22 protein-coding genes are annotated in these 26,577 nt (G+C 40.4%); 17 read left to right on the forward strand and 5 right to left on the reverse strand.

The features are described from left to right. Positions 1–39: 39 nt before the first annotated feature. The 8 genes from dnaA to AC0VZ5_RS00040 all read left to right on the forward strand — a co-directional run bounded on the left by dnaA (position 40) and on the right by AC0VZ5_RS00040 (position 10,783). Positions 40–1,428, forward strand: coding sequence for a chromosomal replication initiator protein DnaA (gene dnaA / locus AC0VZ5_RS00005; protein WP_024601489.1), 1,389 nt, complete (start codon positions 40–42; stop codon positions 1,426–1,428). Positions 1,429–1,441: 13 nt separating this feature from the next. Further along, a complete protein-coding gene (dnaN, locus tag AC0VZ5_RS00010) occupies positions 1,442–2,545 on the forward strand; it encodes a DNA polymerase III subunit beta (protein ID WP_008112965.1) in 1,104 nt (367 codons plus the stop codon). A 15-nt stretch (positions 2,546–2,560) separates the two neighbouring features. Then, positions 2,561–3,655 (forward strand): DNA replication/repair protein RecF, encoded by a 1,095-nt coding sequence (gene recF, locus AC0VZ5_RS00015; RefSeq protein WP_055013149.1) that lies wholly within the window; start codon positions 2,561–2,563, stop codon positions 3,653–3,655. A gap of 12 nt (positions 3,656–3,667) precedes the next feature. Beyond that, the gene (gyrB, locus tag AC0VZ5_RS00020) at positions 3,668–6,094 is read left to right on the forward strand and encodes a DNA topoisomerase (ATP-hydrolyzing) subunit B (protein ID WP_178954438.1); all 2,427 of its coding nucleotides are present in this window, start codon (positions 3,668–3,670) and stop codon (positions 6,092–6,094) included. Positions 6,095–6,234: 140 nt separating this feature from the next. Continuing rightward, positions 6,235–7,137: a glycine--tRNA ligase subunit alpha gene (gene glyQ, locus AC0VZ5_RS00025; RefSeq protein WP_010392717.1), complete on the forward strand. Its 903-nt coding sequence runs from the start codon at positions 6,235–6,237 to the stop codon at positions 7,135–7,137. 2 nt (positions 7,138–7,139) lie between these two features. Further along, positions 7,140–9,209, forward strand: a complete 2,070-nt coding sequence (gene glyS, locus AC0VZ5_RS00030) for a glycine--tRNA ligase subunit beta (protein ID WP_475473654.1) — start codon at positions 7,140–7,142, stop codon at positions 9,207–9,209. A gap of 73 nt (positions 9,210–9,282) precedes the next feature. Continuing rightward, positions 9,283–9,732: an early set domain-containing protein gene (locus AC0VZ5_RS00035; protein WP_475474765.1), complete on the forward strand. Its 450-nt coding sequence runs from the start codon at positions 9,283–9,285 to the stop codon at positions 9,730–9,732. Positions 9,733–9,835: 103 nt separating this feature from the next. After that, positions 9,836–10,783, forward strand: coding sequence for a hypothetical protein (locus AC0VZ5_RS00040; protein ID WP_475473656.1), 948 nt, complete (start codon positions 9,836–9,838; stop codon positions 10,781–10,783). Here the strand turns inward: AC0VZ5_RS00040 and tusA are convergent. The 3 genes from tusA to fadB form a co-directional block, all read right to left on the reverse strand. Further along, positions 10,780–11,019, reverse strand: coding sequence for a sulfurtransferase TusA (gene tusA / locus AC0VZ5_RS00045; RefSeq protein ID WP_008112953.1), 240 nt, complete (start codon positions 11,017–11,019; stop codon positions 10,780–10,782). The two genes, AC0VZ5_RS00040 and tusA, sit on opposite strands and share 4 nt — an antisense overlap. 249 nt (positions 11,020–11,268) lie before the next feature. Continuing rightward, positions 11,269–12,438: an acetyl-CoA C-acyltransferase FadA gene (gene fadA, locus AC0VZ5_RS00050; RefSeq protein WP_010392722.1), complete on the reverse strand. Its 1,170-nt coding sequence runs from the start codon at positions 12,436–12,438 to the stop codon at positions 11,269–11,271. 4 nt (positions 12,439–12,442) lie between these two features. After that, entirely contained in the window at positions 12,443–14,602 is a 2,160-nt protein-coding gene (gene fadB, locus AC0VZ5_RS00055) for a fatty acid oxidation complex subunit alpha FadB (protein WP_475473659.1), read from the reverse strand. A gap of 308 nt (positions 14,603–14,910) precedes the next feature. Here fadB and AC0VZ5_RS00060 point away from each other — a divergent pair, with 308 nt between their 5' ends. The 9 genes from AC0VZ5_RS00060 to AC0VZ5_RS00100 all read left to right on the forward strand — a co-directional run bounded on the left by AC0VZ5_RS00060 (position 14,911) and on the right by AC0VZ5_RS00100 (position 22,789). Next, a complete protein-coding gene (locus AC0VZ5_RS00060) occupies positions 14,911–16,797 on the forward strand; it encodes a lytic transglycosylase domain-containing protein (RefSeq protein ID WP_475473661.1) in 1,887 nt (628 codons plus the stop codon). A gap of 117 nt (positions 16,798–16,914) precedes the next feature. After that, positions 16,915–18,237 carry a Xaa-Pro dipeptidase gene (gene pepQ, locus AC0VZ5_RS00065; RefSeq protein WP_010392729.1) on the forward strand — a complete coding sequence of 441 codons (1,323 nt, stop codon included), beginning with the start codon at positions 16,915–16,917 and terminating at the stop codon, positions 18,235–18,237. 80 nt (positions 18,238–18,317) lie between these two features. Continuing rightward, positions 18,318–18,932: a YigZ family protein gene (locus tag AC0VZ5_RS00070; protein ID WP_076920146.1), complete on the forward strand. Its 615-nt coding sequence runs from the start codon at positions 18,318–18,320 to the stop codon at positions 18,930–18,932. A 94-nt stretch (positions 18,933–19,026) separates the two neighbouring features. Further along, positions 19,027–20,478, forward strand: coding sequence for a TrkH family potassium uptake protein (locus AC0VZ5_RS00075; RefSeq protein ID WP_008467072.1), 1,452 nt, complete (start codon positions 19,027–19,029; stop codon positions 20,476–20,478). Between the two features lie 24 nt (positions 20,479–20,502). Next, positions 20,503–21,165 carry a flagellar brake domain-containing protein gene (locus AC0VZ5_RS00080; RefSeq protein ID WP_178954449.1) on the forward strand — a complete coding sequence of 221 codons (663 nt, stop codon included), beginning with the start codon at positions 20,503–20,505 and terminating at the stop codon, positions 21,163–21,165. Between the two features lie 503 nt (positions 21,166–21,668). Further along, complete coding sequence (locus tag AC0VZ5_RS00085) at positions 21,669–21,881, forward strand: EF-hand domain-containing protein (protein ID WP_178954451.1); 213 nt, start codon at positions 21,669–21,671, stop codon at positions 21,879–21,881. Between the two features lie 68 nt (positions 21,882–21,949). Beyond that, complete coding sequence (locus AC0VZ5_RS00090; protein ID WP_008112939.1) at positions 21,950–22,162, forward strand: EF-hand domain-containing protein; 213 nt, start codon at positions 21,950–21,952, stop codon at positions 22,160–22,162. Positions 22,163–22,296: 134 nt separating this feature from the next. Further along, positions 22,297–22,509, forward strand: a complete 213-nt coding sequence (locus AC0VZ5_RS00095) for an EF-hand domain-containing protein (RefSeq protein ID WP_036980747.1) — start codon at positions 22,297–22,299, stop codon at positions 22,507–22,509. 64 nt (positions 22,510–22,573) lie between these two features. Continuing rightward, positions 22,574–22,789: an EF-hand domain-containing protein gene (locus AC0VZ5_RS00100; RefSeq protein ID WP_010392739.1), complete on the forward strand. Its 216-nt coding sequence runs from the start codon at positions 22,574–22,576 to the stop codon at positions 22,787–22,789. A 59-nt stretch (positions 22,790–22,848) separates the two neighbouring features. Here the strand turns inward: AC0VZ5_RS00100 and AC0VZ5_RS00105 are convergent, their stop codons facing one another. Together AC0VZ5_RS00105 and trkA are read right to left on the reverse strand one after the other, a co-directional pair. Then, positions 22,849–24,999: a TonB-dependent siderophore receptor gene (locus AC0VZ5_RS00105; protein WP_475473664.1), complete on the reverse strand. Its 2,151-nt coding sequence runs from the start codon at positions 24,997–24,999 to the stop codon at positions 22,849–22,851. Between the two features lie 192 nt (positions 25,000–25,191). Beyond that, entirely contained in the window at positions 25,192–26,568 is a 1,377-nt protein-coding gene (trkA, locus tag AC0VZ5_RS00110) for a Trk system potassium transporter TrkA (RefSeq protein ID WP_054202928.1), read from the reverse strand. Between the last annotated feature and the right edge of the window lie 9 nt (positions 26,569–26,577).

Genomic DNA, 26,577 nt, shown 5'->3' on the forward strand with positions numbered 1-26,577 from the left:
ATGTGCGGGAATAAAAATTATATCTCTGGGAGTTTTACTGTGTATCTGTCGGTTTGGCAAAGTTGTTTATATGTATTGCAAGATGAATTGCCTTCGCAGCAATTCAGTATGTGGGTCAGACCACTTCAAGCAGAAAGTACCGAAGATACCTTGACGATTTATGCGCCTAATCGTTTCGTACTTGATTGGGTGAGAGAGAAGTACTTAAATAGAATAAATGAATTATTGGTAGAAATTTGTGGTGTAGAAGCACCCGAGTTACGTTTTGATGTAGGTAGTAAGCCGCTATTAAATGCACAAGCTGCACCGGTGGTTGAAACACAATCAGCCCCAAGCACGCAATCAACGGCAAAACAACAACCTCGAGAACAAAAACCGGTTGTAGAACCAGCTCCTAAATCTGGTTATAAATCAAACATTAAAGAAAACTATACCTTTGATAGCTTTGTTGAGGGTAAATCTAACCAATTAGCAAAAGCGGCTGCCACTCAGGTAGCAGACAACCCTGGCTCTGCATTTAACCCTGTATTTATTTACGGTGGTACAGGCTTAGGTAAGACGCATTTATTACATGCGGTAGGCAACGGTATTATGGCCAATAAGCCCGATGCTAAAATTGTTTACATGCATTCAGAACGTTTCGTTCAAGACATGGTTAAAGCACTGCAAAATAATGCGATCGAAGAGTTTAAGCGTTATTACCGTAGTGTTGACGCATTAATGATTGATGACATTCAATTTTTTGCTAATAAAGAACGTTCTCAAGAAGAATTCTTTCATACCTTTAATGCATTATTAGAAGGTAACCAACAAATTATTTTAACCTCTGACCGTTACCCTAAAGAGATTGAAGGGGTTGAAGATCGTCTTAAATCTCGTTTTGGTTGGGGATTAACCATCGCGATTGAGCCGCCAGAGCTTGAAACACGCGTTGCTATTTTGATGAAAAAAGCCCAGCAAAGTAAAATTAACTTACCGCATGAAGTGGCATTTTTTATTGCGAAAAAATTACGCTCAAACGTACGTGAGCTTGAAGGTGCATTAAACCGTGTAATTGCTAACGCAAACTTTACCGGCCGCCCAATTTCTATCGACTTTGTAAAAGAAGCACTGCGTGATTTATTAGCGCTGCAAGACAAACTAGTCACCATAGACAACATTCAACGTACGGTTGCAGAATACTATAGAATACGTGTATCTGATTTACTGTCTAAGCGCCGTAGCCGCTCTATAGCAAGGCCTCGCCAAGTTGCTATGGCATTATCTAAAGAACTCACTAATCACAGCTTACCTGAGATTGGGGATGCTTTTGGTGGGCGTGACCATACAACAGTACTGCACGCGTGTCGCAAAGTTAAATCATTACGTGACGAAAGCCACGAGATTAAAGAAGATTACCAAAACTTAATAAGAACATTGTCATCTTAGGGCTGACTTTATTATGCAAATAACAATATCAAGAGAACAGTTTTTAAAACCATTGGTACAAGTATCGGGTGCCATTGAGCGTAAGCATACGTTACCTATTTTATCTAACGTATTGCTCGTGGTAGAAAATGGCCAGCTTTCAATGACAGGGACTGACCTTGAAATTGAATTAGTGGCGAGTGTATTTGTGGGTGACGATGTTGCCGATACTAAACTCACATTACCGGCTAAAAAATTACTCGATATTTGTAAAAGTTTACCGGATGGGTCTGATCTTACTTTAAGCTTGCAAGACCATCAGCTACTTTTAACCAGTGGTAAAAGTCGTTTTTCATTGACCACTTTAGCTGCTGAAGATTTTCCTAATTTAGAGCAGTGGGATGGTGAGGTTGAGTTTCAACTAACGCGTTTAGAGTTGCGTAAATTACTTGAAAGCACACACTTTTCAATGGCAAACCAAGATGTGCGTTATTACTTAAACGGCATGTCGTTTGAAGTTGATAACAGCGATATAAAAACAGTTGCCACTGATGGGCACCGTTTAGCTATTGCACAAAAACAACTAGGTCAGTCGTTAAATACACAGCGCCAATTAATTATACCGCGCAAAGGCGTGCAAGAAATTATGCGTCTAATGGTTGCTGATCAAGAGCTGGTAACTATTCAGTTTGGTGCCAACCACATTCGTATTATTGATATTGAATTTACCTTTACGAGTAAATTAGTTGATGGTCGATTCCCTGATTACCGTCGTGTTTTGCCGCGCGGTGGCGATAAGGTAATTACCGCGAATCGTGAATGGCTTCGTAATGCTTTTCAGCGTGTGTCGATTTTATCGAACGAAAAGTTTCGTGGTGTACGCTTAAATTTATCAAACGGTTTATTAAAAATTACAGCCAACAACCCAGAGCAAGAGCAAGCTGAAGAAGTGGTTGAAGTAATGTACGAGGGTGATGACCTAGAAATAGGCTTTAATGTCTCTTATGTATTAGATGTATTAAATACATTAAAAACCGAAGATGTATTATTTACCCTTGCCGATTCAAACAGTAGTGCACTTATAGAAGGTGCTGGCGATGAAGAAGCTATGTACGTTGTTATGCCAATGCGTTTATAAGATCATAAATACATAATGAGCTTAAGTCATTTGAGCCTCAAATATTTTCGTAATATTGAGGCACTGACGCTAGAACCAGTTAATGGCGTTAATATAATTTATGGTGAAAACGGCAGCGGAAAAACCAGCCTTTTAGAGGCTATTTATTACCTTTCTCACGGCAAATCTTTCCGAACCTCTAAACATAAAAGCATCATCGCTCATCAACAAGATCAGTTTGTTATTCATGGCCGAAAAGCGTTACACGATTTATCTATTCCAATAGGGATAAGTAAAACCCAAACGGGTGAAACCAATTTAAAAATACAGGGTAAGGCGAGTCGAAAAGTATCTGAACTTGCTCAACTTATGCCTGTGCAAGTTATCACACCAGAAAGCTATTCATTATTTTTTGGTGGCCCTAAAGAGCGCAGAAAGTTTTTAGACTTAGGTTTGTTCCACGTGGAACATGAGTTTTTTTTCTTGTGGCAATCGTTTAATAAAGTGCTAAAACAGCGCAATGCATTGTTGAAATCTAAGCCTAAGAATTATTTTGACCAAATCAAGTTTTGGGATAAAGAATTTGTTAGACTGGCTGAACAAATAAATAAATTAAGAATCGCGTATATAACTAGGTTTAAGCAGCAGTTTTTTGATAAAATGTGTGCAGAATTAACGCTAATACGCGATCTAGAAATTAGCTTTAATGCAGGCTGGAAAGAGGCCGAATCTCTTTCTGATGCGTTAGAGCAAAGCTTTGAGCGAGATGCTCGCCAAGGCTTTACTAGTAAAGGCCCTCATAAGGCTGATTTTAGTTTTAGTGTCGCTGGCAGCAGTGTTGAGAATGTATTCTCACGCGGGCAGTTAAAGCTATTGTTGTATGCGTTAAAAGTAACGCAAAATAGTTTGATTGAGTCAGAGACAGATAAGCAATCTATATTGCTAATAGATGATTTACCTTCAGAGCTAAGCGAAGATACAAAAGAGAAAGTGGGTCAGTTATTGACTCATTGCAGTTCTCAAATATTTATTTCTTCAATTTTATCTGAAAGTATTTCTGCTGTGGTGGAACCCATGAAACGAGAACTAAAAATGTTCCACGTGAAACATGGCAACCTAATAACAAGATAAGTGGGATTAACCATGTCTGAGAATTATGATTCGTCGAGTATTAAAGTACTTAAAGGATTAGATGCAGTAAGAAAGCGTCCTGGTATGTATATAGGGGACACCGATGATGGTACGGGCTTACACCATATGGTGTTTGAGGTCGTTGATAACTCTATCGATGAGGCCTTAGCCGGTCACTGTGATGATATATTTGTCACAATTCACTTAGACGGTTCGGTATCTGTAAGAGATAACGGCCGTGGTATTCCTACTTCTATACATGAAGAAGAAGGTGTATCTGCAGCTGAAGTTATTATGACGGTATTACACGCTGGTGGTAAGTTTGATGATAACTCTTATAAAGTATCAGGTGGCTTACACGGTGTTGGTGTATCGGTAGTAAATGCATTATCAGAAAAGTTAAAACTAACTATTCGTCGTGAAGGTAAACTTTACGAGCAGTTTTACACTATGGGTGTTCCAGATGCACCACTTGCAGCTATTGGTGATTCTGAAACAACCGGTACTGAGTTACGTTTTTGGCCAAGTGCAGAAACGTTTACTAACCTAGATTTCCATTACGATATTTTAGCTAAGCGTTTACGCGAGTTGTCGTTTTTGAACTCAGGTGTGAGCATCATTTTAAATGATGAGCGCGAAGAAAATAAAAGTGACCATTTTAAATACGAAGGTGGTATTAGAGCGTTCGTTGAATACTTAAACCGTAATAAAACACCTGTGCATAAAGGGGTGTTCCATTTTACTCACGAACGTGAAGAAGATGGTATTAGTGTAGAAGTATCAATGCAATGGAATGATGCATTCCAAGAAAACATTTACTGTTTTACTAATAACATTCCACAACGTGATGGTGGTACTCACTTAGCTGGTTTTAGATCTGCGCTAACACGTACGCTGAATAACTACATGGAAAAAGAAGGCTTTAACAAAAAAGCTAAAACAACCAGTAACGCAACGGGCGATGATGCTCGTGAAGGCTTAACGGCTGTTGTTAGTGTTAAAGTACCTGATCCTAAATTCTCATCACAGACAAAAGACAAGCTAGTATCTAGTGAAGTTAAGTCTGCGGTTGAGCAAGCAATGGCTGAAAAATTCACTGAGTTTTTATTAGAAAACCCAATGGATGCAAAAATTGTTGTTGGCAAAATTATTGATGCAGCACGCGCGCGTGAAGCAGCCCGTAAAGCACGTGAAATGACCCGCCGTAAAGGTGCTATGGATTTAGCTGGTTTACCGGGTAAACTAGCGGATTGCCAAGAAAAAGATCCAGCCCAATCTGAACTATACATAGTGGAGGGTGACTCAGCTGGCGGTTCAGCCAAGCAGGGTCGTAACCGTAAGAATCAAGCGATTCTTCCGCTTAAAGGTAAAATCTTAAACGTAGAAAAAGCACGTTTTGATAAAATGTTATCTTCGCAAGAAGTGGCAACGCTAATTACTGCATTAGGTTGTGGTATTGGCCGTGACGAGTATGACCCTGAAAAATTACGTTATCATCGCATCATTATCATGACCGATGCCGACGTGGATGGTTCTCACATTCGTACTTTGCTACTAACATTTTTCTACCGTCAAATGCCGGAAATTGTTGAACGTGGTTACATTTATATTGCTCAGCCTCCACTTTATAAAGTGAAAAAAGGTAAGCAAGAGCGTTATATTAAAGATGATCCAGCATTAGTTGATTACCTTACATCTTTAGCGCTAAGCAATGCAGCACTGTACACTAGTGATAGTGCTGAAGCAGTTGATGGTGAAGCATTAGAGTCAATTGTTCACGATTATCAAAACACGGTTAAAGTTATCGAGCGCTTAAAGCGTAAGTATCCGAACACAGTTATGAACCGTTTGATTTACCAAAGTGAGCTGAAAAAAGAACACCTTTCAGACGAAGCTAAGGTAGTTGCTTGGACTAAAGAGCTGGTTGATGACTTAATTGAACGTGATGAAGATGCAACTATTTTCCATGCGGGAACTGAGCACGATACAGAGCGCAACTTGTACTATCCAGTTGTGAATATTCGTCAGCATGGTGTGGATAAAGCGCACGTACTACATTATGACTTTATTACATCAAGAGACTACCAACGTATTGCTGTAACTGGTAAAAACATTGCTAATATCATCACAGAGGGTGCATATATCCAACGTGGTGAGAAAACAAAACCTGTTGATAACTTTGTGGATGCATTGGAATGGTTGATCGCAGAGTCTAAGCGCGGGATCTACATTCAACGCTACAAAGGACTAGGTGAAATGAACCCAAGTCAGCTTTGGGAAACCACCATGGATCCTAGCGCACGCCGTATGTTGCAAGTAACAATTGAAGATGCTGTTGCAGCGGATCAATTATTTGCCACATTAATGGGCGATCAAGTTGAGCCGCGTCGTGAGTTTATTGAAACGAACGCACTGCGTGTGGTTAACTTAGACGTATAAAACATTATCGTAATAACAAAAAGGAGCCTTAGGCTCCTTTTTTATTTTTTCAAACGCACAAACTGCTTAAAACCTGAGTGTGCACAAGGTATACTGAGGGTAATTTTCACGCTACTTCTCAGATAGTAAAAAGCCAAAATATGCAAAAATATGACGTTAAAACCTTTCAAGGTTTGATCCTGGCTTTACAGGATTATTGGGCACAGCAAGGCTGTGTCATTATTCAACCACTTGACATGGAAGTGGGCGCAGGGACATTTCACCCGCAAACATTTTTAAAATCAATTGGCCCAGAGCCAATGTCGAGCGCATACGTTCAACCGTGTCGTCGTCCTACCGATGGTCGTTACGGTGAAAACCCAAACCGCTTACAACATTACTACCAATTCCAAGTTGTGTTAAAACCATCACCAGACAATATTCAAGAGCTTTACTTAGGTTCTTTAGCTGCTGTAGGTATTGATACCCTAACTGACGAAGTTCGCTTTGTAGAAGACAACTGGGAATCACCTACATTAGGTGCGTGGGGCCTAGGTTGGGAAATTTGGTTAAATGGCATGGAGGTAACGCAGTTTACCTACTTCCAGCAAGTGGGCGGTTTAGAATGCTCACCGGTAACGGGTGAGATTACTTACGGCCTAGAGCGTTTAGCAATGTACATTCAAGGCGTAGATAGCATTTACGACCTTGTATGGGCAGACGGTCCATTTGGGCGCGTAACTTACGGTGATGTGTTCCATCAAAATGAAGTTGAGCAATCAACCTATAACTTTGAACATGCAAATGTAGCCGACTTATTTGAACAGTTTGATAAATGTGAAGCTGAGAGCCAAAAGCTAATTGAAGCAAGCCTACCATTACCAGCCTACGAGCAAGTAATGAAAGCATCGCACGCATTTAACTTATTAGACGCACGTCATGCTATTTCAGTAACCGAGCGTCAACGTTATATTTTACGCGTTCGTGCGTTATCAAAAGCGTGTGCACAAAGTTATTACGATGCACGTGAAGCACTTGGTTTCCCGCTGTGTAAGGATAAGTAAGCATGTCAGCAGAAAATTTATTAGTAGAAATTGGCACTGAAGAGTTGCCACCAAAAGCACTTCGTAAATTAGCCGAAGCCTTTGCTGCAAACTTAACAGCAGAATTAGAAAGTCTAGAACTATGTCACCAAGGCGTGAACTGGTATGCATCGCCTCGTCGTTTAGGTTTACAAGTAAAAGCACTTGAAGCTAAACAACAAGACAAAGAAGTTGAAAAACGTGGCCCTGCAACTAAAGCCGCTTTTGATGCTGAGGGTAACCCAACTAAAGCAGCTATGGGTTGGGCTCGTGGTTGTGGTATTGAAGTAAAAGATGCGCAAACACTGGAAACAGATAAGGGCGCATGGTTATTGCACATTGCTAAAGTAGCAGGGCAAGAAACCAAAACGTTAATGACTGACGCTATAAGCAAAGCACTCGCTAAGTTACCTATTCCTAAACCAATGCGTTGGGGTGCGAATAAAACACAATTTATTCGCCCTGTGCATACGGTAACTATTTTATTCGGTAGTGAACTTGTTGAAGGTGAAATTCTTGGTAAGCAAGTGAGCAATCAATTGCAAGGGCATCGTTTTCATCACCCTGAAAAAATTAGCATTGATCATGCCGATGATGTGTTTGATGTACTTAAATCAGCTTACGTTATTGCTGACTACGAACAGCGTAAAGCACAGATTCGCGCGCAAATAGAAGACGCAGCCAAAGCAGTTAATGCCGTTGTTGCTATGGATGAAGACTTACTTGAAGAAGTTACTTCATTGGTAGAATGGCCAGTAACGCTAACAGCCACATTTGAAGAAGCATTTTTAGATGTGCCTGCTGAAGCGCTTATTTACACCATGAAGGATGATCAGAAATACTTCCCGTTATTAGATCAAGACGGCAAACTTTTAAATAAGTTTTTGTTTGTCTCTAACATCGAAAGTAAAGATCCTAGTGTGGTTATTTCTGGTAACGAAAAAGTAGTGCGCCCGCGTTTAGCCGATGCGCAGTTCTTCTTTGAAACAGATAAAAAGAAAACATTAGAAAGCCGTTTAGAGTCTCTTGATAGCGTATTGTTCCAAAAACAACTTGGTACGCTTAAAGACAAGTCACAGCGTATTAGTGAACTAGCTGGTTACATTGCCGAGCAACTTGGTGCCGACAAAGAGCTAGCAGCGCGTGCAGGCTTATTAAGTAAAACAGACTTAATGACCGAAATGGTAATGGAATTTACCGACGTACAAGGTGTAATGGGAATGCATTACGCGCGTCACGATGGTGAAGCAGAAGAAGTTGCAGTGGCACAAAACGAACAATACATGCCACGTTTTGCCGGTGATAACTTACCAACTAATGTGATCAGTTGTGCAGTCGCCATTGCCGATAAGTTTGATACGCTGGTGGGTATTTTTGGTATAGGCCAAGCACCAAAAGGTGATAAAGACCCATTTGCACTTCGTCGTGCTGCTATTGGTGCATTACGTATCATGGTAGAAAAACAGCTACCGCTTGATATTTTAGACCTGGTTGCTAAATCACAAACTCTGTTTGGTGAAAAGCTGACTAACCTAAATGTATCAACAGATGTGTTTGACTTTATGCTAGGGCGTTTCCGTGCTTGGTATCAAGACGAAGGTATTGAAGTAGATGTGATTCAAGCCGTACTGGCGCGTCGTCCAACCAAGCCTGTTGATTTTGATCGCCGAGTTAAAGCCGTAAGTCATTTCCGTACATTAGACGCCGCAGAATCGCTTGCAGCGGCTAATAAGCGTGTAAGTAATATTCTGGCTAAAAATAACATTACAACGCAAGGTGATGTTGATCAGAGCTTATTAAGTGATGATGCTGAAAAAGTGCTTGCTTCGCAAGTTGCAAAATTTGCCACTGATTTAGCACCACTGTACAGCGATGGAAATTACCAAGAGGCATTAAGCCAATTAGCAGGCATTCGTGAGAGTGTTGATAACTTTTTTGACAATGTCATGGTAATGGCCGACGATGAAGCGGTTAAGCAAAACCGTCTTGCACTTTTAAGCCAGCTTAGCGGGTTATTTTTAGAAATTGCAGATATTTCTGTATTACAAAAATAACAGCCAATAGCTATTTAAAAAGCCAGCATTATGCTGGCTTTTTAGTATTCACTGTATGCAAAGGATACAAATGATGATCTCTATAAAACGAATTTTAACGCTAGCAATGGCTGGCTTACTTACGGCCTGTAACAGCCAAATTTCGATTAACGACGTTTTGCCGCAGCAAGAATTGGATCGCAGTATTTATTTAAGAGGGGATTTCACATTATGGGATGCAGAACCTCAATACCAATTTAAACAAGTCGGCCCTGCGCTTTACCAAGCCCAAGTTAAATTTTCGACCCCAGGTAAAGTGTACGAGTTTAAAATAGCCGATGCAGATTTTAGTGAAGGTTTTAACTGTGGCTACAGCGATTCACAGCCATCAGGACAAAGCCTAACACTTGGCCAATCAACGCGCGCCGATTGCAGCACTATTTACAACTACTTTAGTTACACACCCGCAATCAAAGGGTCGTACATAGTCAGCATTGATTTTAGTGACTACGATAAGCCAGAAGTGACTATAACTAAGAAATAGCTGTAAGTTGGGAGCTGTCAGCTTTTAGCTGCCCGAGTGGGCTTATAGATTTGTGACAAGGACGTTAATATGAAATTGAGCCTTTGGATTAAGGGGTAGTACATTGGATAATTATATAGAGTACTGCTATCTAGAAAATGATAAGCCTAGCTTTAAACGGGCTAAGATAACTGAGTCAGACTCATATGATTGCATAACAAAATATAAATTTTTTTCACGAAAACTAGAGATAGAAAATTTATTTGACGTTTTGATCGAGGAAGTTAAAACATTCAAATCATTGCTTACTATGGCTCAACTTTCACAAGAGTTTTCAAATTTCTCTGAGGTACATGCTTATATAGAAAATCAAAAAGCCCGTACTAAATTAAATATCTCCTATCTAAGCATTTTGAATACTGGAAAATTAGTTTTAGATCGGTTGTACATTGAACGTGATAAGTTTTCGATAATTAATGATATTGATCAATCATTATTACCTGAATTATTGATAGAAAGAGAGAAGATCTTTAAAGAGAATCAGTATTATGTTCTATGCTGTAATTTGAGAAATTTATGCCAACATAAAATGTTACCCGTAAATAGGCTAACTTTAAAATATCCATCTATAAGTAAACATGGAAATGGAGTAATAACAAAATTTCAGATTCCACTCGTATTATCGGTAATGGAAGAGAAAGAAAGGATAAAGTTGTTAAAGGGGTTAAACTCTGCATTTAAAGATGAGCTCTTAAATTCTGATTTAGTTGACCTCAACAGAGCGATAGATGGTTATTTTGAAGGGATTTTTGATTTAATGATTAAACTACGCACTTTGGTGGATAAGTCAGTAACGGAGGCTGAAGACTATTTTAGTAAGTTACTTGATCAAAATATAGACTTAAACGTGAATCGACTCTTGGGCCCACCAGCATTAGTAGTTAACAATGAAAAGAAATTTCACTTGGATTTTGAGTGGTTCCGAGTGGCTCATTATTTAGAAGAGAAAAATAATTCTCACTTCAAAAGCAGTAATTTAATTAGAACAAAGTATTTGAGCAATGAACCTTAAAGCCCTTTCTTCACCACATACCTATATGGTGACTCTTCAACTTCTTTAGCCACTAGCGTGTGATCCATAAAGGTACAAAAGCTGGGAATATCGCGGGTGGTTGAAGGGTCGTCGGCAATAATAAGCAGTGTTTCACCATCGCTCATTTTACGAATCGCAGCGCGTACCATCATCACCGGCTCTGGGCAACGAAGGCCGATGGCATCTAATTGGTGATCGGGGTTATCAAAGCTCATAAAAATTACCTGTAAAAATAGTCGCGGCTTGGTTAGGTCGGGTAGTTTAGCGTAAATAAAGCTGTTGGTTAACTATTTTACGTATAACAAAACAGCTCAACTTATTAATAGATAATCTGAAATAAGTTTAATGCACCCGATCACATTATTCATTTTAAACCTGCAAAAGCTGGTGGCATAAAAAAGGCGAACTAACTTGCGCTAGTTCGCCTTTTAATCACCAAGATGGTTTTACATGTTAAAAACTAATTAGTCTTGAACACGTTCAAATACAGTGGCAATGCCTTGGCCTAAACCAATACACATAGTTGCTAAACCGTATTTTGCGTTTTTGTCTTCCATTAAGTGAATAAGCGAGGTGCTAATACGTGAACCCGAACAACCCAGAGGGTGACCAAGTGCGATAGCGCCGCCGTTTAAATTCACTTTTTCGTCAACCACGTCTGCTAAACCTAGGTCTTTAAGTACAGGCAGTGATTGTGCTGCGAATGCTTCGTTAAGCTCAGCTACGTCAATGTCATCAATGGTAATACCGGCTTGTGCTAATGCTTTTTTACTTGCAGGTACTGGGCCGTAACCCATGATTGATGGATCGCAACCGGCAACAGCCATAGCGCGAATGCGTGCACGAATTGGTAAGCCCAGTTCTTTTGCTTTTTCTTCGCTCATTACTAACATAGCTGATGCGCCGTCAGAAAGTGCAGAAGATGTGCCCGCAGTAACAGAACCCGTAGCAGGGTTAAATACTGGACGTAGCTGCGATAAACCTTCAACTGTTGTTTCTGGACGAATTACTTCATCATCTTCAACAAGAATAAGTGAACCGTCAGCATCGTGACCTTCCATTGCTAAAATTTCGCGGCGGAAACGGCCTTCAACTGTTGCAGCATGTGCGCGTTGATGAGAGCGGTAAGCAAATTCATCTTGTTGCTCACGGCTAATACCGTGAATAGTAGCAAGGTACTCAGCGGTTAAACCCATAGAGCCAGATGCTTGTGCAATTGATGTAGCTAAGCCTGGGTGAAAGTCGTTACCGTGAGTCATAGGTACGTGACCCATGTGCTCAACGCCACCAATTAGGTATGTGTCGCCAGCGCCAGTCATAATTGCGCGAGCAGCGTCATGCAATGCTTGCATTGATGAGCCACATAAACGGTTAACTGTGGTTGCTGGCACTGAATGTGGAATGCCTGCAAGTAGAGATGCATTACGTGCAACGTTAAAGCCTTGCTCTAATGTTTGCTGTACACAGCCCCAATAAATATCGTCAATTGACGCAGGGTCAACTGCCGGATTACGTTCTAATAAGCCTTTCATTAAATGAGCGCTTAAGTCTTCCGCACGTTTGTTTTTAAATACGCCGCCTTTTGAGCGACCCATTGGTGTGCGGATACAATCTACAATTACTGGATTATTCATGATATTAACCTTCCACCTTATAGAAAACACGGCCTTCTTCAGCCCACTTGCGAGTTTGCTCTGATACTTGGTAAATCGCACCTAGGTGAGCGTATTTGTCAGCAGTTGCTACAAAGTTAGCTAAACCTGTTTGATCTAAGTAACGGAACGCGCCGCCTCTAAATGGAGGGAAACCAACACCGTATACAAGTGCCATATCAGCTTCTTGAGGAGAAGCAACAATGCCTTCTTGTAAACAAAGTAGCACTTCGTTGATCATTGGGATCATACAACGATCAATGATTTCTTGTTTATCAAATTCTTTTGGTGCGTCTGTAATTGGTGCAAGTAGTTCAATCGCTGTTTGGTCATGTGATTTTTTAAGACGACCGCGACGATCTGTTTCGTACTTGTAGAAACCTGCTTTGTTCTTTTGACCAAAACGTTTTTCGTTAGCAAAAACAGTCACTGGGTCTTTATCTGCACGTGCCATACGCTCAGGGAAACCATCTGCCATTACGCCAGTACAATGATAAGCCGTATCAATACCTACAACATCAAGTAGGTACGCCGGGCCCATTGGCCAGCCAAATACGTTTTCCATTACTTTATCTACTTTTGCAAAGTTAGCGCCTTCAACCACTAATTTGCTAAAGCCAGCAAAGTAAGGGAATAAAACACGGTTTACAAAAAAGCCTGGGCAATCGTTAACAACAATCGGTGATTTACCTAGTTTGAGGGCATAATCAACCACGGCATTAATCGTTTTATCTGAGGTTTTTGCACCACGGATAATTTCAACTAATGGCATTTTTGGTACTGGGTTGAAAAAGTGCATACCACAGAAGTTTTCTGGCTTTTCAAGCGCTTCTGCAAGTAGGTCGATACAAATAGTCGATGTGTTTGACGTAAGTACCGTGCCTTCTGGCATATTCTTTTCAAGATCAGCAAGTACGGCTTGCTTCACTTTAGGGTTTTCTACTACGGCTTCAACGATAATGTTGGCGTTTTGTAGGTCTGCATCGTTAAGCGTTGGCTTGATTTTGCTAAGCGTTGCTAGCATTTTTTCCATCGGCATGTGGCCGCGCTTCACTTTTGCACCTAATAGTTTAGATGCTTCACCCATACCTAAATCTAGCGCATCCTGTTGGATGTCTTTCATTATGATTGGTGTGCCTTTATAAGCAGACTGGTATGCAATACCGCCACCCATGATACCTGCGCCTAATACTGCCGCTTGTTTAATTTCTACATCGCTGTGTTTAGCAAATTTACGTGCTTTACCTTTAATGTATTGATCTGCTAAAAAGATACCTGTTTGAGCAGCAGCTTCACTAGTACGTGCTAGTTTTGCAAAGTTGGCATTTTCAATTGCCATTGCTTCGGCGCGTGAGCTGTTTGCTGCTGCTTTAATAGTGCGAACTGCCATAACTGGAGCAGGATAGTGGCCTTTGGTTTTACCCATTACCATACCTTCTGCCATTGCAAAGCTCATGCCTTGCTCAACACGGTTTAATTTAAGCGGTTGTAATTTTACAGCGCGTTTTGCTTGCCAATCTAGCTTGCCAGCAATCGCTAATTCTAGTGTTGCTAAACTTGACTCTTGTAGTTTGTTGGCACTAACTACCGCGTCAAATGCACCTACTTTAAGGGCGTCAGCAGCGCGATTTTCGTTACCTGTGGTGATCCACATCATCGCGTTATCGGCACCAATAATGCGCGGAAGGCGTACTGTACCGCCAAAACCAGGCATTATGCCTAATTTAACTTCTGGTAAGCCTATTTTTGCTGAGTCACTTGCAACACGATAATCGGTAGCAAGTGCCCACTCACAGCCGCCGCCAAGCGCCAAGCCGTTTACAACACTGAGTGTTGGGAATGGTAAGTCTTCAATTGCATCAAAAACGTCAGTTGCATCTTTGATCCACGTTACTAATTCTGCTTCAGGCTTAGTAAAAGTAGGTAAAAATTCGAAGATATCGGCACCAATAATAAAGTGGTCTTTATCACTGGTAAAAATCATGCCTTTAATATCAGTGTTAGCGGCTAATTCTTTTAATGCTGCCGCACAATCTGAAAGAGTTTGTTGAGATAATGTGTTTACAGAACCTGTAGCACAAAACTTAAACTCGGCGATGTTTTCCTTTACGAAGCTAACTTCAAAGGAATCGCTTTTATATAACATTATTATTCTCCCTAGTTGATGAACTAAGACTGGTACGATGAGTTCATATTCAGACCAGTGTGCTTGCTTTAAATTAAAAATGCAACGAAAAATTTATCTTGGTTACAAACGTCTGGTTAAAATATAGCTGGTTTGGTGCTAAGGTGGGTTTGAAAGTTTTCTTTATTCATTTTATTGCGCTGTCTTGGTGTTTATAGCTTGGGTTTTATCAAAGTAAATAAATAGAGTTACAGTGCCTGCGCTGTTTTCTATTTACCCATAGCCACACCCTTGTCAGCCTTGAAGGTTACTATGCCCTAAAGGACATTATGAAAAAATATTTATTAAGCGTAGCGGCAGCGACTCTATTTTTATCTTTACCCTCTGCCAACGCAAATACTGAACTTGATGCATTTTTAGATGCAGAAAAACAAGCCCGTTATGGCGATTATAAAAGCTTTAAAGAAGCGGTAGACTCATTGTCTCACCCACTTAAGCCCTATGTAGAAAAAGCCTATTGGCAGCGCTACCCCAGTTTAAAACACCAAACAGAAATAGAAAACTTCCTCACTATTTATGAACACACGCCATTAGAGTGGCCAGTGCGCAAAGCATGGTTAAATTATTTAAAGCGCAGAAATAAAAAAGCAGCATTTATTAAAAACTACCGTGAAACCTCTGACACTGAGCTTAGTTGTACCCATCTTAGTTATCAGCTTGACTTAGGAGCGCCTAAAAAAGCAATACTCTCGCAGGTAACCGATATTTGGACGGTAGGCGAGTCACAACCTAGTGAATGTGACGGGCTTTTTAAGCGTTGGCGACAAAATGGTTATTTAACCCCTGATGTTGTGTGGCAGCGTGTTACTTTAGCGGCACAAGGGGGCTCTTATCGTTTATTGCCTTATTTAAAAACCTTATTGCCAGCCAAGGAGCGTTATTTAGCTGATTTATATTCCAAGGTAAGGCGCGATCCTAGTGCTGCTGCAGGCCTTTACCGCTATAAACGTAAAACAGCCAAAGAAGGGGAAATAGCGCTTTATGGTATTAAGCGTTTAATTTGGCGTGATAAAGAGCTGGCATTAAAGGCGTGGCAAAAAATTGAAGGCATGTTTGATTTTGCTGATGATGAAAAGGCGGATGTATATTATACCTTTGCGCTGTCGTTGGCCTCGAGCGGCCATAGCCAGGCGAGCTTTTATTTAAATAAAGTCCCTAAAGCGCGTCAAGATCGTAAATTAATGCAATGGCAACTAGCCAATATGCTTAAAACTCAAGATTGGGAAGGCATTGCGGCATTTTTTACCGGTAAAGAAAATCTTAGCTTAGGGCAACAGTATTGGCTTGCTTATAGTTATGACAAACGCGCAGATCATGAAAAAGCTAAGGCAATTTGGAGTAAGGTAGCCGCTAACCGTGATTATTACGGTTTTTTAGCCGCTGCTCGCTTAGGGTTACCGGTTGATTTAAATGAGCTACCAGTCAATGTAAATCAAGCCTTAGTAACAAAAGTCAGTAATGCACCAGGCTTTAAGCGTGCTAAGGCACTATATGAACTTGAGCGATTTACAGCGGCCCGACGTGAATGGAATTATTTAACCAACACTTCTGAAGATGATGAAAAGCTAGCAGCGTCAGTGCTTGCGGCAGAACTTGATTGGTTTGATAGTACAATATTTACCCTAGCAAAAATAAAAGCATGGGATTATGTTGATTTGCGTTTTCCATTTGCGTTTCAAGAAATGTTTGAGCGCTACAGTAATCGTAGCAAAATAGATTTAACTTGGAGTATCGCTATTGCGCGTCGAGAAAGCTCATTTGCACCTGATGCCCGTTCTCATGCAAATGCACGCGGGTTAATGCAGTTATTACCAAGCACCGCAAAATATATTAACAAAGGTGATGTATCTAGCCGTCGTTTGTATCAGCCAAAAACCAATATTCGACTTGGTACCCGCTATTTACAGTATTTAAAAAAGAAAAATCACGGTAACGAGGTGTTGGCAACAGCATCCTATAACGCCGGATATCACCGAATTAAGCGTTGGCTACCAGAGGAAGCGATGCCCGCAGAGCTATGGGTTGAGCTTATTCCATATAGAGAAACTCGAGACTACGTAAAAAACGTATTTGCGTATCGGCAGGTTTATCATACTCGCCTTGGCCGAGAGGGGAACTTACTCGCGCCACTATTAGAGATGACCATGGGCGGGTAGTAAAAATAAATCTACAACAGCAGAGGGATATTTACACGGTAACTATCCCTCTTTTTTGAGCGCTTTGTTTATAAGTGGTAGACTCAGAGCAAGTTAAATTTAACAGATAGGTTTATTATGGAAAAATTAGCCGTATTATACGCCGAACATATTGCAACATTGCAGCAGCGTACACGTACTATTTGTGAGCAAGAAGGGTTAGAAGGATTAGTCATTCATTCAGGCCAAGCTAAGCGCCAATTTTTAGATGATATGTATTACCCGTTTAAAGTTAACCCCCATTTTAAAGCGTGGTTACCGGTTATTGATAATCCGCATTGCTGGATTGTGGTAAATGGTAGCGATAAGCCAAAGCTTATTTTTTATCGTCCAATTGATTTTTGGCATAAAGTACCTGATGAACCAAGAGATTTTTGGGCAGAGTACTTCGATATTGAATTGCTACTAAAGCCTGATCAGGTTGAAAAACTACTTCCTTACGATAAAGCTAAATTTGCCTACATTGGTGAATACCTAGAAGTAGCCCAAGCACTTGGTTTTAGCATCATGAATCCTGAGCCAGTACTTAACTATATTCATTATCACCGTGCTTATAAAACGCAATATGAACTTGAATGTTTACGTAATGCGAACCGTATTGCAGTAGATGGCCACAAAGCGGCGCGTGATGCGTTTTTTAATGGTGGTAGCGAGTTTGATATTCAGCAGGCGTACTTAATGGCAACGCGTCAAAGCGAAAATGAAATGCCATATGGCAACATTGTGGCCCTTAACGAAAACTGCGCTATTTTGCACTACACCCATTTTGAGCCAAAAGCACCGCAAACACATAACTCATTTTTAATTGATGCGGGCGCTAACTTTAATGGTTACGCTGCAGATATTACCCGTACCTACGACTTTAAAAAGCAAGGTGAGTTTGCTGATCTAGTTAAAGCAATGACGGCGCATCAGATTGAGTTAGGCAAAAGCTTAAAACCAGGTGTACTGTATGGCGAGCTACACATTGACTGCCATAACCGCATTGCACAGTTACTAAGTGACTTTGATATTGTTAAGTTACCTGCAGCTGAAATTGTTGAGCGTCAAATTACCTCAACCTTCTTTCCTCATGGCTTAGGGCATCATTTAGGTGCACAGGTACATGATGTAGGTGGCTTTATGCGTGATGAAACCGGTGCACATCAGGCACCACCAGAGGGTCATCCATTTTTACGCTGCACTCGCTTAATTGAGAAAAACCAAGTGTTTACTATTGAGCCAGGTTTGTACTTTATCGACTCTTTGTTGGGTGATTTAGCACAAACAGACAACAAGCAGTTTATTAACTGGGAAAAAGTAGAAGCGTTTAAACCATTTGGCGGCATTCGTATTGAAGATAATATTATTGTTCACGAAGACAGCCTAGAAAATATGACGCGTGATTTATTACTCGACTAATATTTAACTAATAACAGTTTATATTATTCACGAAAGGGGCCTGTTGGCCCCATTTTTAATTTAACAGCCAAGTAAGCGCTATGTCAGAATATAAATACCCAGCCGACGATGTTTTTCATCAAGAAGAAATTAAAAAAAGTACCTTTATTGTGCATATAGGCCACACGCCTGATTTAAACTCTGCGAAAGCCTTTATTAAAAACATTGAAGAAAAATACAGTGATGCACGCCATAATTGTTGGGCGCATGTTGCGGGTAATCCTGGTGGAAGCCATGTTTATGGTTTTTCTGACGATGGAGAGCCAAATGGCACCGCCGGTAAACCTATGCTCAACGTGCTGGTGGGCTCTGGTCTAGGTGAAGTAACTGCTGTGGTAACACGATATTTTGGTGGTATAAAGCTTGGTACCGGTGGATTAGTTCGTGCTTATGGTGGCTCACTTAATAATGCCTTAGCAAAATTACAAACAGTGGTAAAAGTACCCAGCATTGAGCTGGTTGGCTTTAGTGAATACAGTATGCAAGGCGCAATAGAACAGCACTTAAAAACCAACTTTCAGGTACTTAATATTGAAAAGCAGTTTACGGCAAATATTGAGTGGAGTATTACTATTGATAGCCGCCAAGCACAGCAAGCATGCAAAGATATTTTTGATTTAAGTCACGGCGCAGTTGAGTTAACAATCAAAGAGTAATAGTCTTACATCCATCCTATTTAATCACTACAGATTAAATTTTCGAGTCATACAGTAGTTATTTTAATTTACTAATAAAAAAGCGATACGCTCAATGCAATTTCGTACCATCATAAAAATTCTTGGCCAACTGGTCGCGCTATTTAGTATTACAATGGTGCCACCAGCACTCGTGTCTTTAATTTATAAAGATGGCGGAGGGGTACCGTTTGTTTTAGCCTTTATATTTAGCGTTATTATTGGCTTAATGGCTTACTATCCAAATAGGCATGAGCATGGTGATTTAAAAGCACGCGAAGGCTTCTTAATTGTGGTTTTGTTTTGGTTGGTACTAGGGGCGTTTGCGTCATTGCCGCTGATATTTTTACAAGAACCCAACCTCTCTTTGGCCGATGCAGTGTTTGAAGCTTTCTCAGGCTTAACTACCACAGGGGCGACCGTATTAACTGGCATAGAATACTTGCCTAAATCGGTATTATTTTATCGCCAGCAATTACAGTGGTTTGGTGGGATGGGGATCATTGTATTAGCAGTAGCCATACTGCCAATGCTTGGCGTCGGTGGTATGCAGTTGTACCGAGCTGAAATTCCTGGCCCAGTAAAAGACTCCAAAATGACCCCGCGTATTGCCGATACAGCTAAGCACCTCTGGTATATTTACGTATCTATTACTCTTGCGTGTACTTTGGCGTATTGGAGCGCAGGGATGAACTGGTTTGACGCTATATGCCATGCCTTTTCTACAGTTGCTATTGGTGGTTTTTCTACTTATGACGCGTCAATGGGGCACTTTGATAGCCCTGTAATTAACTTTATTTGTGTGTTCTTTTTAATTATAGCCGCTATTAACTTTTCACTACATTATGCCGCTGTAGCGAGCCGTAATATTAGTGTGTACATTCGCGACCCTGAGTTTAAAGTATTCTTGTGTATTCAGTTAGCGCTGGTGGTAATTTGCTTTACTGTGCTTTCGTCTCACGATGTTTATGCAAATGGTGATGAAACCCTCGATCAGGCGTTGTTTCAAGCGGTGTCTATTAGTAGTACTGCAGGGTTTGCCACAGATAATTTTTCAGCTTGGCCGTTGTTTTTACCTATTTTACTTATTTTTTCTAGCTTTATTGGCGGCTGTGCGGGTTCTACCGGTGGTGGTATGAAAGTTGTTCGTGTGTTTTTGTTGTACTTGCAAGGGGTGCGCGAGCTTAACCGCTTGGTTCATCCTCGAGCAATATATTCAATAAAACTCGGTCGTAAAGCCTTACCTGACAAAGTAGTTGAAGCGGTATGGGGCTTTTTCTCAGCTTATGCACTAGTCTTTATTATTATAATGTTAGCGTTAATGGGCACAGGGTTAGACAACATTACCGCATTCTCTGCGACGGCAGCATGCCTTAATAACTTGGGCCCAGGTTTGGGTGACGTAGCCTCTCATTATGGTGCTATTAGTGATGCCGCTAAATGGATATTAACAGTCGCTATGGTATTCGGCCGGTTAGAGATATTTACATTATTAGTGCTATTTACCCCAACATTTTGGCGTGGATAAGGTTTTAAATATTAGGAAGGAACTATGCAAAAAACCAATTTGGAAAAGTTAAACCAAATCGTCACAGGTGGCATAGTCGATGTAGAAATACTCACGCCAACCAGTAGCCGACGTGTAAAAACGGAGTTTATTGGTTTATTAGAAAACAAATTTATTATTTTAAACTATCCCAGCGCTAAGCGACTCCCCATGGCAAGTGATTTCCTGCGTGATGGTGTTATGGTGGTGGTAAGGGCGCTTATAGAGGGCAGTGGTGGGCACATTATTGCTTTTCGTCAGCAACTTATGTCTGTTGCCTCTCACCCTGCTAAATTGTTGTTTATTCAATACCCTTCACAAGTACAGTTGTTTGCGCTTCGCTCACAAGCACGCATACCCACCTTGTTTCCTGCTAAGTTAACATTAACCGATGAGCAGCCTCCCTTTGAAGGGGTTATAAAAGACATTTCGCTCACCGGTGTTATGTTCGATATTAAAACCACCCAAGAACTCGATGAGTTAAAAGACATGCGCTGTACGGTTGTATTTGATGGTGATACTAAGCATGAGGGGCAAATATGCAGTGTAAAAAAACATGCTAGCGGTATCTGTTGTGGGATTCGATTATTTGCCAGTGAAGAGCAAATGAAAGCGTTAATGGGAGATCACTTTATTGACCCTAGTGCGCTTGAAGTTGAAATAGTTTAGGGGCATATCAAGTTGAACAAGCTTCTATTATAAGCTCAGCATACTCACGTGATTTCGTCATTTTGCAACAAATAGCCTTGTGCGGCTGTAAATTTTCAACGTCATCTTAAATTTATTTTTAAACTATTTAAAAACAGTAACTTAAATCTATTTTTTAATTATAGTTTTTTATTTATAACAAAATAAATCTCAACTAACCTTCCTTTTTGTTTAATTAACTCGCTTTGTTAGTGGTTTTTCACTGATCGTGTGGTGTTTTTATAAAAACCAACCCATTGTTTTTTAAGACTTTAATTTTATCGCTTTGTTCGCTGTTGCTAAAGAGCAACAAAATAACGAGTGAAATAATGCTACTTAAAGCTATTTTAAGGTTAACCCATTGAAAATAAAATGCTTTTCATTGTTGGCATCGAAGTTGTAATAGTCAGGTTGTATTGAACGAAACGTGATTTGAAGTAAAACACTTAATCGCATAAAACATAAACTTTGAAGGAAGATTGATTATGAAAAGCATTAATAAAACTTTAGCACTTATCGCATTGGCTTCTTCATCAGCTGCTTTTGCAGCAAGCGATTTTGATACGCTAGACGTTGACGGCAACGGCGCGATCAGTCAAAGCGAAGCATCAGTTGATGCAAAACTAATGAGCCTATTTTCAGAGCTTGATACTGACCAAAACGATGAGCTATCAAAAGAAGAGTTCTCTAAAGCATAACCCTAAGTTATTAAACTTTGGGAGCTAAATCTCCCACATTATTTAAACGATTTTAAGGAATACTCATTATGAAAACATTACACAAAACATTCGCACTTATCGCATTGGCTTCTTCATCAGCAGCTTTTGCTGCCAGCGATTTTGACACACTTGATACTGACGGTAACGGCGCTATTAGCCAAAGTGAAGCATCAGTTGATGCAAAACTAATGAGCATGTTTTCAGAGCTTGATACTGACCAAAATGGTGAGCTATCAAAAGCAGAATTTTCTAAAGCATAAGCTAAAGCTGGGTATATTCTGAGTTGCCAAAGACAACCTAAGTAGGCAAGGGAGCCTATGAAAAAGAATGACAAGGACGGTTATAGCCTGATATTTCCAATAGCACAAAGCATTACATTTTGAAGGATTAAATTATGAAAACATTACACAAAACATTCGCACTTATCGCGCTAGCTTCTTCATCAGCAGCCTTTGCCGCTAGCGACTTTGACACAATTGATGCCGACGGTAATGGGGTTATTAGTCAAAGCGAAGCTGCTGTAAATGCTGATTTAACGGCCGCATTTACTGAGCTTGATACTGACGGTAATGGTGAGCTTTCTAAAGCTGAGTTTGCAAACTTTTAATTTTTAACTTTTTTCATTGCACAGGGATCTCAGAAAAGGATTTCCCTCTTTAAGGAGACTTATTATGAAAGCATTAAATACCACACTTGCGATTTTAGTATTAGCATCATCATCAGCGGCATACGCAGCAGTAGACTTTGCCTCTTTTGATAGCAATGGCGACGGTGTAATTAGTCAGCAGGAAGCTGCGTCTAATAAACAACTCATGAATATTTTTGATGACTTAGATACTGACGGAAATGGTGAACTTTCTAAAGAAGAGTTTGCAAGAGTACAATAAGTATTACCCCATCATACTCCACTAAAGCCGCTTAATAGTCAGCGGCTTTTTTGTGCTTGTTAGAGACTATATTTAAGTTGGAGAGAGAAGCTTCTTGGCTTGCCATAACGATATTGGTTATAGAACCCAATTTGACTGTAATAATGCTTATCAAATAAGTTATCGATATTTAGGCTAACAGATAATTGCTCATTCATTTGATAATTCGCCATTAGGCTGGCAATACCATAACTAGGCTGGTTTACCTCAACAGCACCATAAACAGGGTTGTTAACTTCATCATAGCTATTGCTTTGCCAGCGATAGCCACCACCCACTTTTAGATTGTCTAATGCACCTGAGAGTTGATAGCTAGTAAAAAGTTTAAATTGATCTTTTGGGTTGGTGGTATTTAATACCGTATTATCCGGTTTTTCGCCTTTACTATGGGTATAGCCAAAATAAGCGTTCCAGTTGTCGGTTAATTTTCCGTTGATTTCTAGCTCGTAGCCCTGAGTTAATGTGCCGTCAATGGGCTTGTAGATGGCCTGAAGTGTTTCTGCAATGGTATCTCCCGTGTACTCGCCTACATTATCTTGATAAATTTTAAATCCAGAAAGGGATATGTCTAAACGTTCATCAAGTACAGAAGCTTTTATGCCAAGTTCATAATTCTTACCTTCAATAGGGCTTAAATAATGTCCATTTTTATCAACTCGACTTTGTGGTGTAAAAATATCAGTGTAATTAGCATACAAAGCCCAACTCTGTGTCAGTTCATAAGTTGCCCCAAAATAATTAGTTAGTTCATCACTTATTTTATAATCATGCATGCGACCAAAATTATCTTGATTGGTTTGCCATTGATTTAACCGGCTTCCAACAATTAAAGACAAGGCATCGGTTATATTTAGTTGTGCAGCAACATAAAGTGCATCTTGTTTAGTTGTGCCATAAGAGCCGTAAGCCGCTTCTGACTGCCAATTTGGTTTTGCAATGCTATAACTAGAGTCAGTGAAATCGCCGATAATATAGTCACTTTGTTCACTAGCATAATAAGGGGTAGAAAACTGTTGCTCTTGGGTATTATAACCAAATAGCAGTTGGTGACTTTGGCCCAGCCAATTAAACCGACCATTGAGTTCGACCTCATAGGTATCCTGCGTTCTGTTTGCATCAATATAGTTTATAGAACCGGGTTTCATTCCTGTGTTGTTTATAGGATCGGGCTCTCCTTTTACCCAAAACACATCATAGTCTAGGTCGTTATCACCATAGACATAATTAGCGGTTAGCTGCCAGTTAGCGTTAAAGTAATGCTCTAGACGAATAAACGCATTAAGTGCATCGGTTCGAGAAGAGGCCCAATCTTGAGCCGTTGAAGCACCTCTGTCATAAGCAGTGCGGGAGCCATCACTATAAAAAATAGGCAAACCGCCTGACATTGTTCCTTTAGGAGTTGTCGATTGATTATCAACAGCAAGAGTCAATAAAGTACTGTTAGAAAGATCTGCCTCAATAATGCCATACAATGTTTGACTGGTTTGCGAGAAGCGATCTTGATATGAGTGTCTATCTTGATAAGCAACAACAGCCCGTCCTCTTATACTTTCGCTATTATTTATGCTTCCCGACACATCCACCATCGCACGGTAGTTGTCCCATGAGCCTAATGAAGCAGTAAGATTTATTTGAGTGTTTGCAGTTGGACGTTTACGTATCAAATTAATTGCTGCCGAAGGGTTACCTGCGCCCAGCATTAGCCCCGTTGCTCCTCTAACTATTTCGATACGATCATAAATTGCGGTATCGGTTAGGTTATCTCCATAATTAAAGCGGGTGTCATAGGTGGTTGCTATGCCATCATAAAGTATGCTGGTGACACTAATACCTCGGGCTGAAATAGAAAACTTGCCATTATCTGCTTCTCGAGCATTTATGCCTGTTACACTGGTTATAGCTTCAATTGCGGTGTTTAGTTGTTGGTCTGCCATAAAATCGCTTGTTATCGCTATCGTTGATTGCGGTGTTTGCAAATGTGATAGCTCAAGACCTGTTGCAGAGCTCATGGAATTAACTTTATAGCCGTTCGCTTGCTCTCCAATAACGGTTAACCTTTCGATATCTTTGCTAGTGTGGGCGAGCGTTTGAGTTGAAACTGCTGAAAATAAAAGACCAACCAGAGTGTAATGAGTTACGGGAGAATTTTTCTTTGAGAGTAGGTGTATCATTTGAAATCCATTTTTATTTAAAAACGTGAAATTAACTTTTCACATCAGTAGATGTCGCTGCTTGATAATCGAGCAAGAAGAGACTAATGGATTTTTCTTTATTAGTAAATGCTTTTGATAATGATTTTCATTTAGATTTAAGCATTATCCTTTTTACTTACAAGCACGTTGTGAATAAAAAGGAGGGGTTACTTATAAAAAGATTGCGCTAACTTGGAATAACTTTTCAACCACGTTAATGTGCTTTTTATCAATTAAGAACATAATTACATGATCGCCTGATAGAATTATCGTGTCGTCGTGGGCAATTAGTACATCGTCATTACGTACAATTGCACCTATTGTGGTACCTGCTGGCAATTTAATATCTGCAATCGCGCGACCCACTACTTTAGATGTGTTTTCATCACCATGGGCAACTGCCTCTATGGCTTCTGCAGCCCCTTTACGCAGTGAATACACGTTTACAATGTCGCCTCGGCGCACGTGCGTAAGTAACGCAGAAATAGTCGCTTGTTGTGGTGAAATAGCAATATCTATTTCGCCGCCCTGTACTAAATCAACGTAAGCACCTCGTTGAATAAGCACCATGGTTTTTTGTGCCCCCATGCGTTTTGCGAGCATGGCCGACATAATATTCACTTCATCATCGTTAGTAACGGCAATAAAAACATCAACTTGTTCAATGTGTTCTTCAGAGAGCAGTTCTTGATCGGACGCATCACCACAAAATACCACGGTGTTGTCGAGCATTTCAGAGAGTTGCTCTGCGCGCTCTTTACTGCGTTCTAATAATTTAACGCTGTGGTTTCTTTCCAGTGAACGGGCTAGGCCTGCACCAATATTACCGCCACCGGCTATCATAATTTTTTTGTACGAGCGTTCCAGTTTTTGTAGCTCGTTCATTACCGCACGAATATGTTTGGTGGCGGCAATAAAAAATACTTCATCGTCGGCTTCTATTACGGTGGTACCCTGCGGTTTTATTGCCTTGCCTTGACGGTAAATAGCGGCTACTCGGGTTTCTACATTAGGAATATGTTGCTTAAGTGTAGATAGGGCATAGCCTACCAATAAACCGCCATAGTAGGCTTTTACAGCCACTAAAGAGAGCATGCCGTCGGCAAATTGTAGTACCTGTAATGCACCAGGGTAATCTATCAAACGGCGAATATATTTAGTAACGAGTGCTTCTGGGGCTATGTAATGATCGACAGGTAAATCATCATTATGAAAGAGTTTTTCGCGGTATTTTAAATATTGCTCAGAGCGAATGCGGGCAATTTTGGTTGGCGTATTAAAAATACTGTAAGCAACTTGGCATGCCACCATGTTTACTTCATCTGAGCTGGTTACGGCGATAATCATATCGGCATCTTCAGCTCCTGCGCGACTCAACACGTCAGGGTGGGCGCCGTGGCCTGCAACACCTTGTAAATCGTATTTATCTTGCAGTTCACGCAAGCGGTTACCGTCGATATCAACTACGGTTATTTCGTTTTGTTCACCCACTAAGTTTTCTGCGAGTGTGCCGCCAACTTGTCCAGCACCGAGTATGATTATTTTCATTATGTACCC

The sequence above is a fragment of the Pseudoalteromonas sp. QJM3NY_12 genome (assembly GCF_056173165.1).

Bases quoted from the DNA above. Each gene is read 5' to 3' on its own strand.
- AC0VZ5_RS00100 (WP_010392739.1), top strand. From the start codon at position 22,574: ATGAAAGCATTAAATACCACACTTGCGATTTTAGTATTAGCATCATCA.
- AC0VZ5_RS00060 (WP_475473661.1), top strand. From the start codon at position 14,911: ATGAAAAAATATTTATTAAGCGTAGCGGCAGCGACTCTATTTTTATCT.
- AC0VZ5_RS00080 (WP_178954449.1), top strand. From the start codon at position 20,503: ATGCAAAAAACCAATTTGGAAAAGTTAAACCAAATCGTCACAGGTGGC.
- AC0VZ5_RS00095 (WP_036980747.1), top strand. From the start codon at position 22,297: ATGAAAACATTACACAAAACATTCGCACTTATCGCGCTAGCTTCTTCA.
- AC0VZ5_RS00035 (WP_475474765.1), top strand. From the start codon at position 9,283: ATGATCTCTATAAAACGAATTTTAACGCTAGCAATGGCTGGCTTACTT.
- glyQ (WP_010392717.1), top strand. From the start codon at position 6,235: ATGCAAAAATATGACGTTAAAACCTTTCAAGGTTTGATCCTGGCTTTA.
- AC0VZ5_RS00105 (WP_475473664.1), bottom strand. From the start codon at position 24,999: ATGATACACCTACTCTCAAAGAAAAATTCTCCCGTAACTCATTACACT.
- AC0VZ5_RS00070 (WP_076920146.1), top strand. From the start codon at position 18,318: ATGTCAGAATATAAATACCCAGCCGACGATGTTTTTCATCAAGAAGAA.
- gyrB (WP_178954438.1), top strand. From the start codon at position 3,668: ATGTCTGAGAATTATGATTCGTCGAGTATTAAAGTACTTAAAGGATTA.
- pepQ (WP_010392729.1), top strand. From the start codon at position 16,915: ATGGAAAAATTAGCCGTATTATACGCCGAACATATTGCAACATTGCAG.
- recF (WP_055013149.1), top strand. From the start codon at position 2,561: ATGAGCTTAAGTCATTTGAGCCTCAAATATTTTCGTAATATTGAGGCA.
- glyS (WP_475473654.1), top strand. From the start codon at position 7,140: ATGTCAGCAGAAAATTTATTAGTAGAAATTGGCACTGAAGAGTTGCCA.
- AC0VZ5_RS00085 (WP_178954451.1), top strand. From the start codon at position 21,669: ATGAAAAGCATTAATAAAACTTTAGCACTTATCGCATTGGCTTCTTCA.
- fadB (WP_475473659.1), bottom strand. From the start codon at position 14,602: ATGTTATATAAAAGCGATTCCTTTGAAGTTAGCTTCGTAAAGGAAAAC.
- AC0VZ5_RS00090 (WP_008112939.1), top strand. From the start codon at position 21,950: ATGAAAACATTACACAAAACATTCGCACTTATCGCATTGGCTTCTTCA.
- tusA (WP_008112953.1), bottom strand. From the start codon at position 11,019: ATGAGCTTTGATAACCCCGATCACCAATTAGATGCCATCGGCCTTCGT.
- dnaN (WP_008112965.1), top strand. From the start codon at position 1,442: ATGCAAATAACAATATCAAGAGAACAGTTTTTAAAACCATTGGTACAA.
- trkA (WP_054202928.1), bottom strand. From the start codon at position 26,568: ATGAAAATAATCATACTCGGTGCTGGACAAGTTGGCGGCACACTCGCA.
- AC0VZ5_RS00075 (WP_008467072.1), top strand. From the start codon at position 19,027: ATGCAATTTCGTACCATCATAAAAATTCTTGGCCAACTGGTCGCGCTA.
- fadA (WP_010392722.1), bottom strand. From the start codon at position 12,438: ATGAATAATCCAGTAATTGTAGATTGTATCCGCACACCAATGGGTCGC.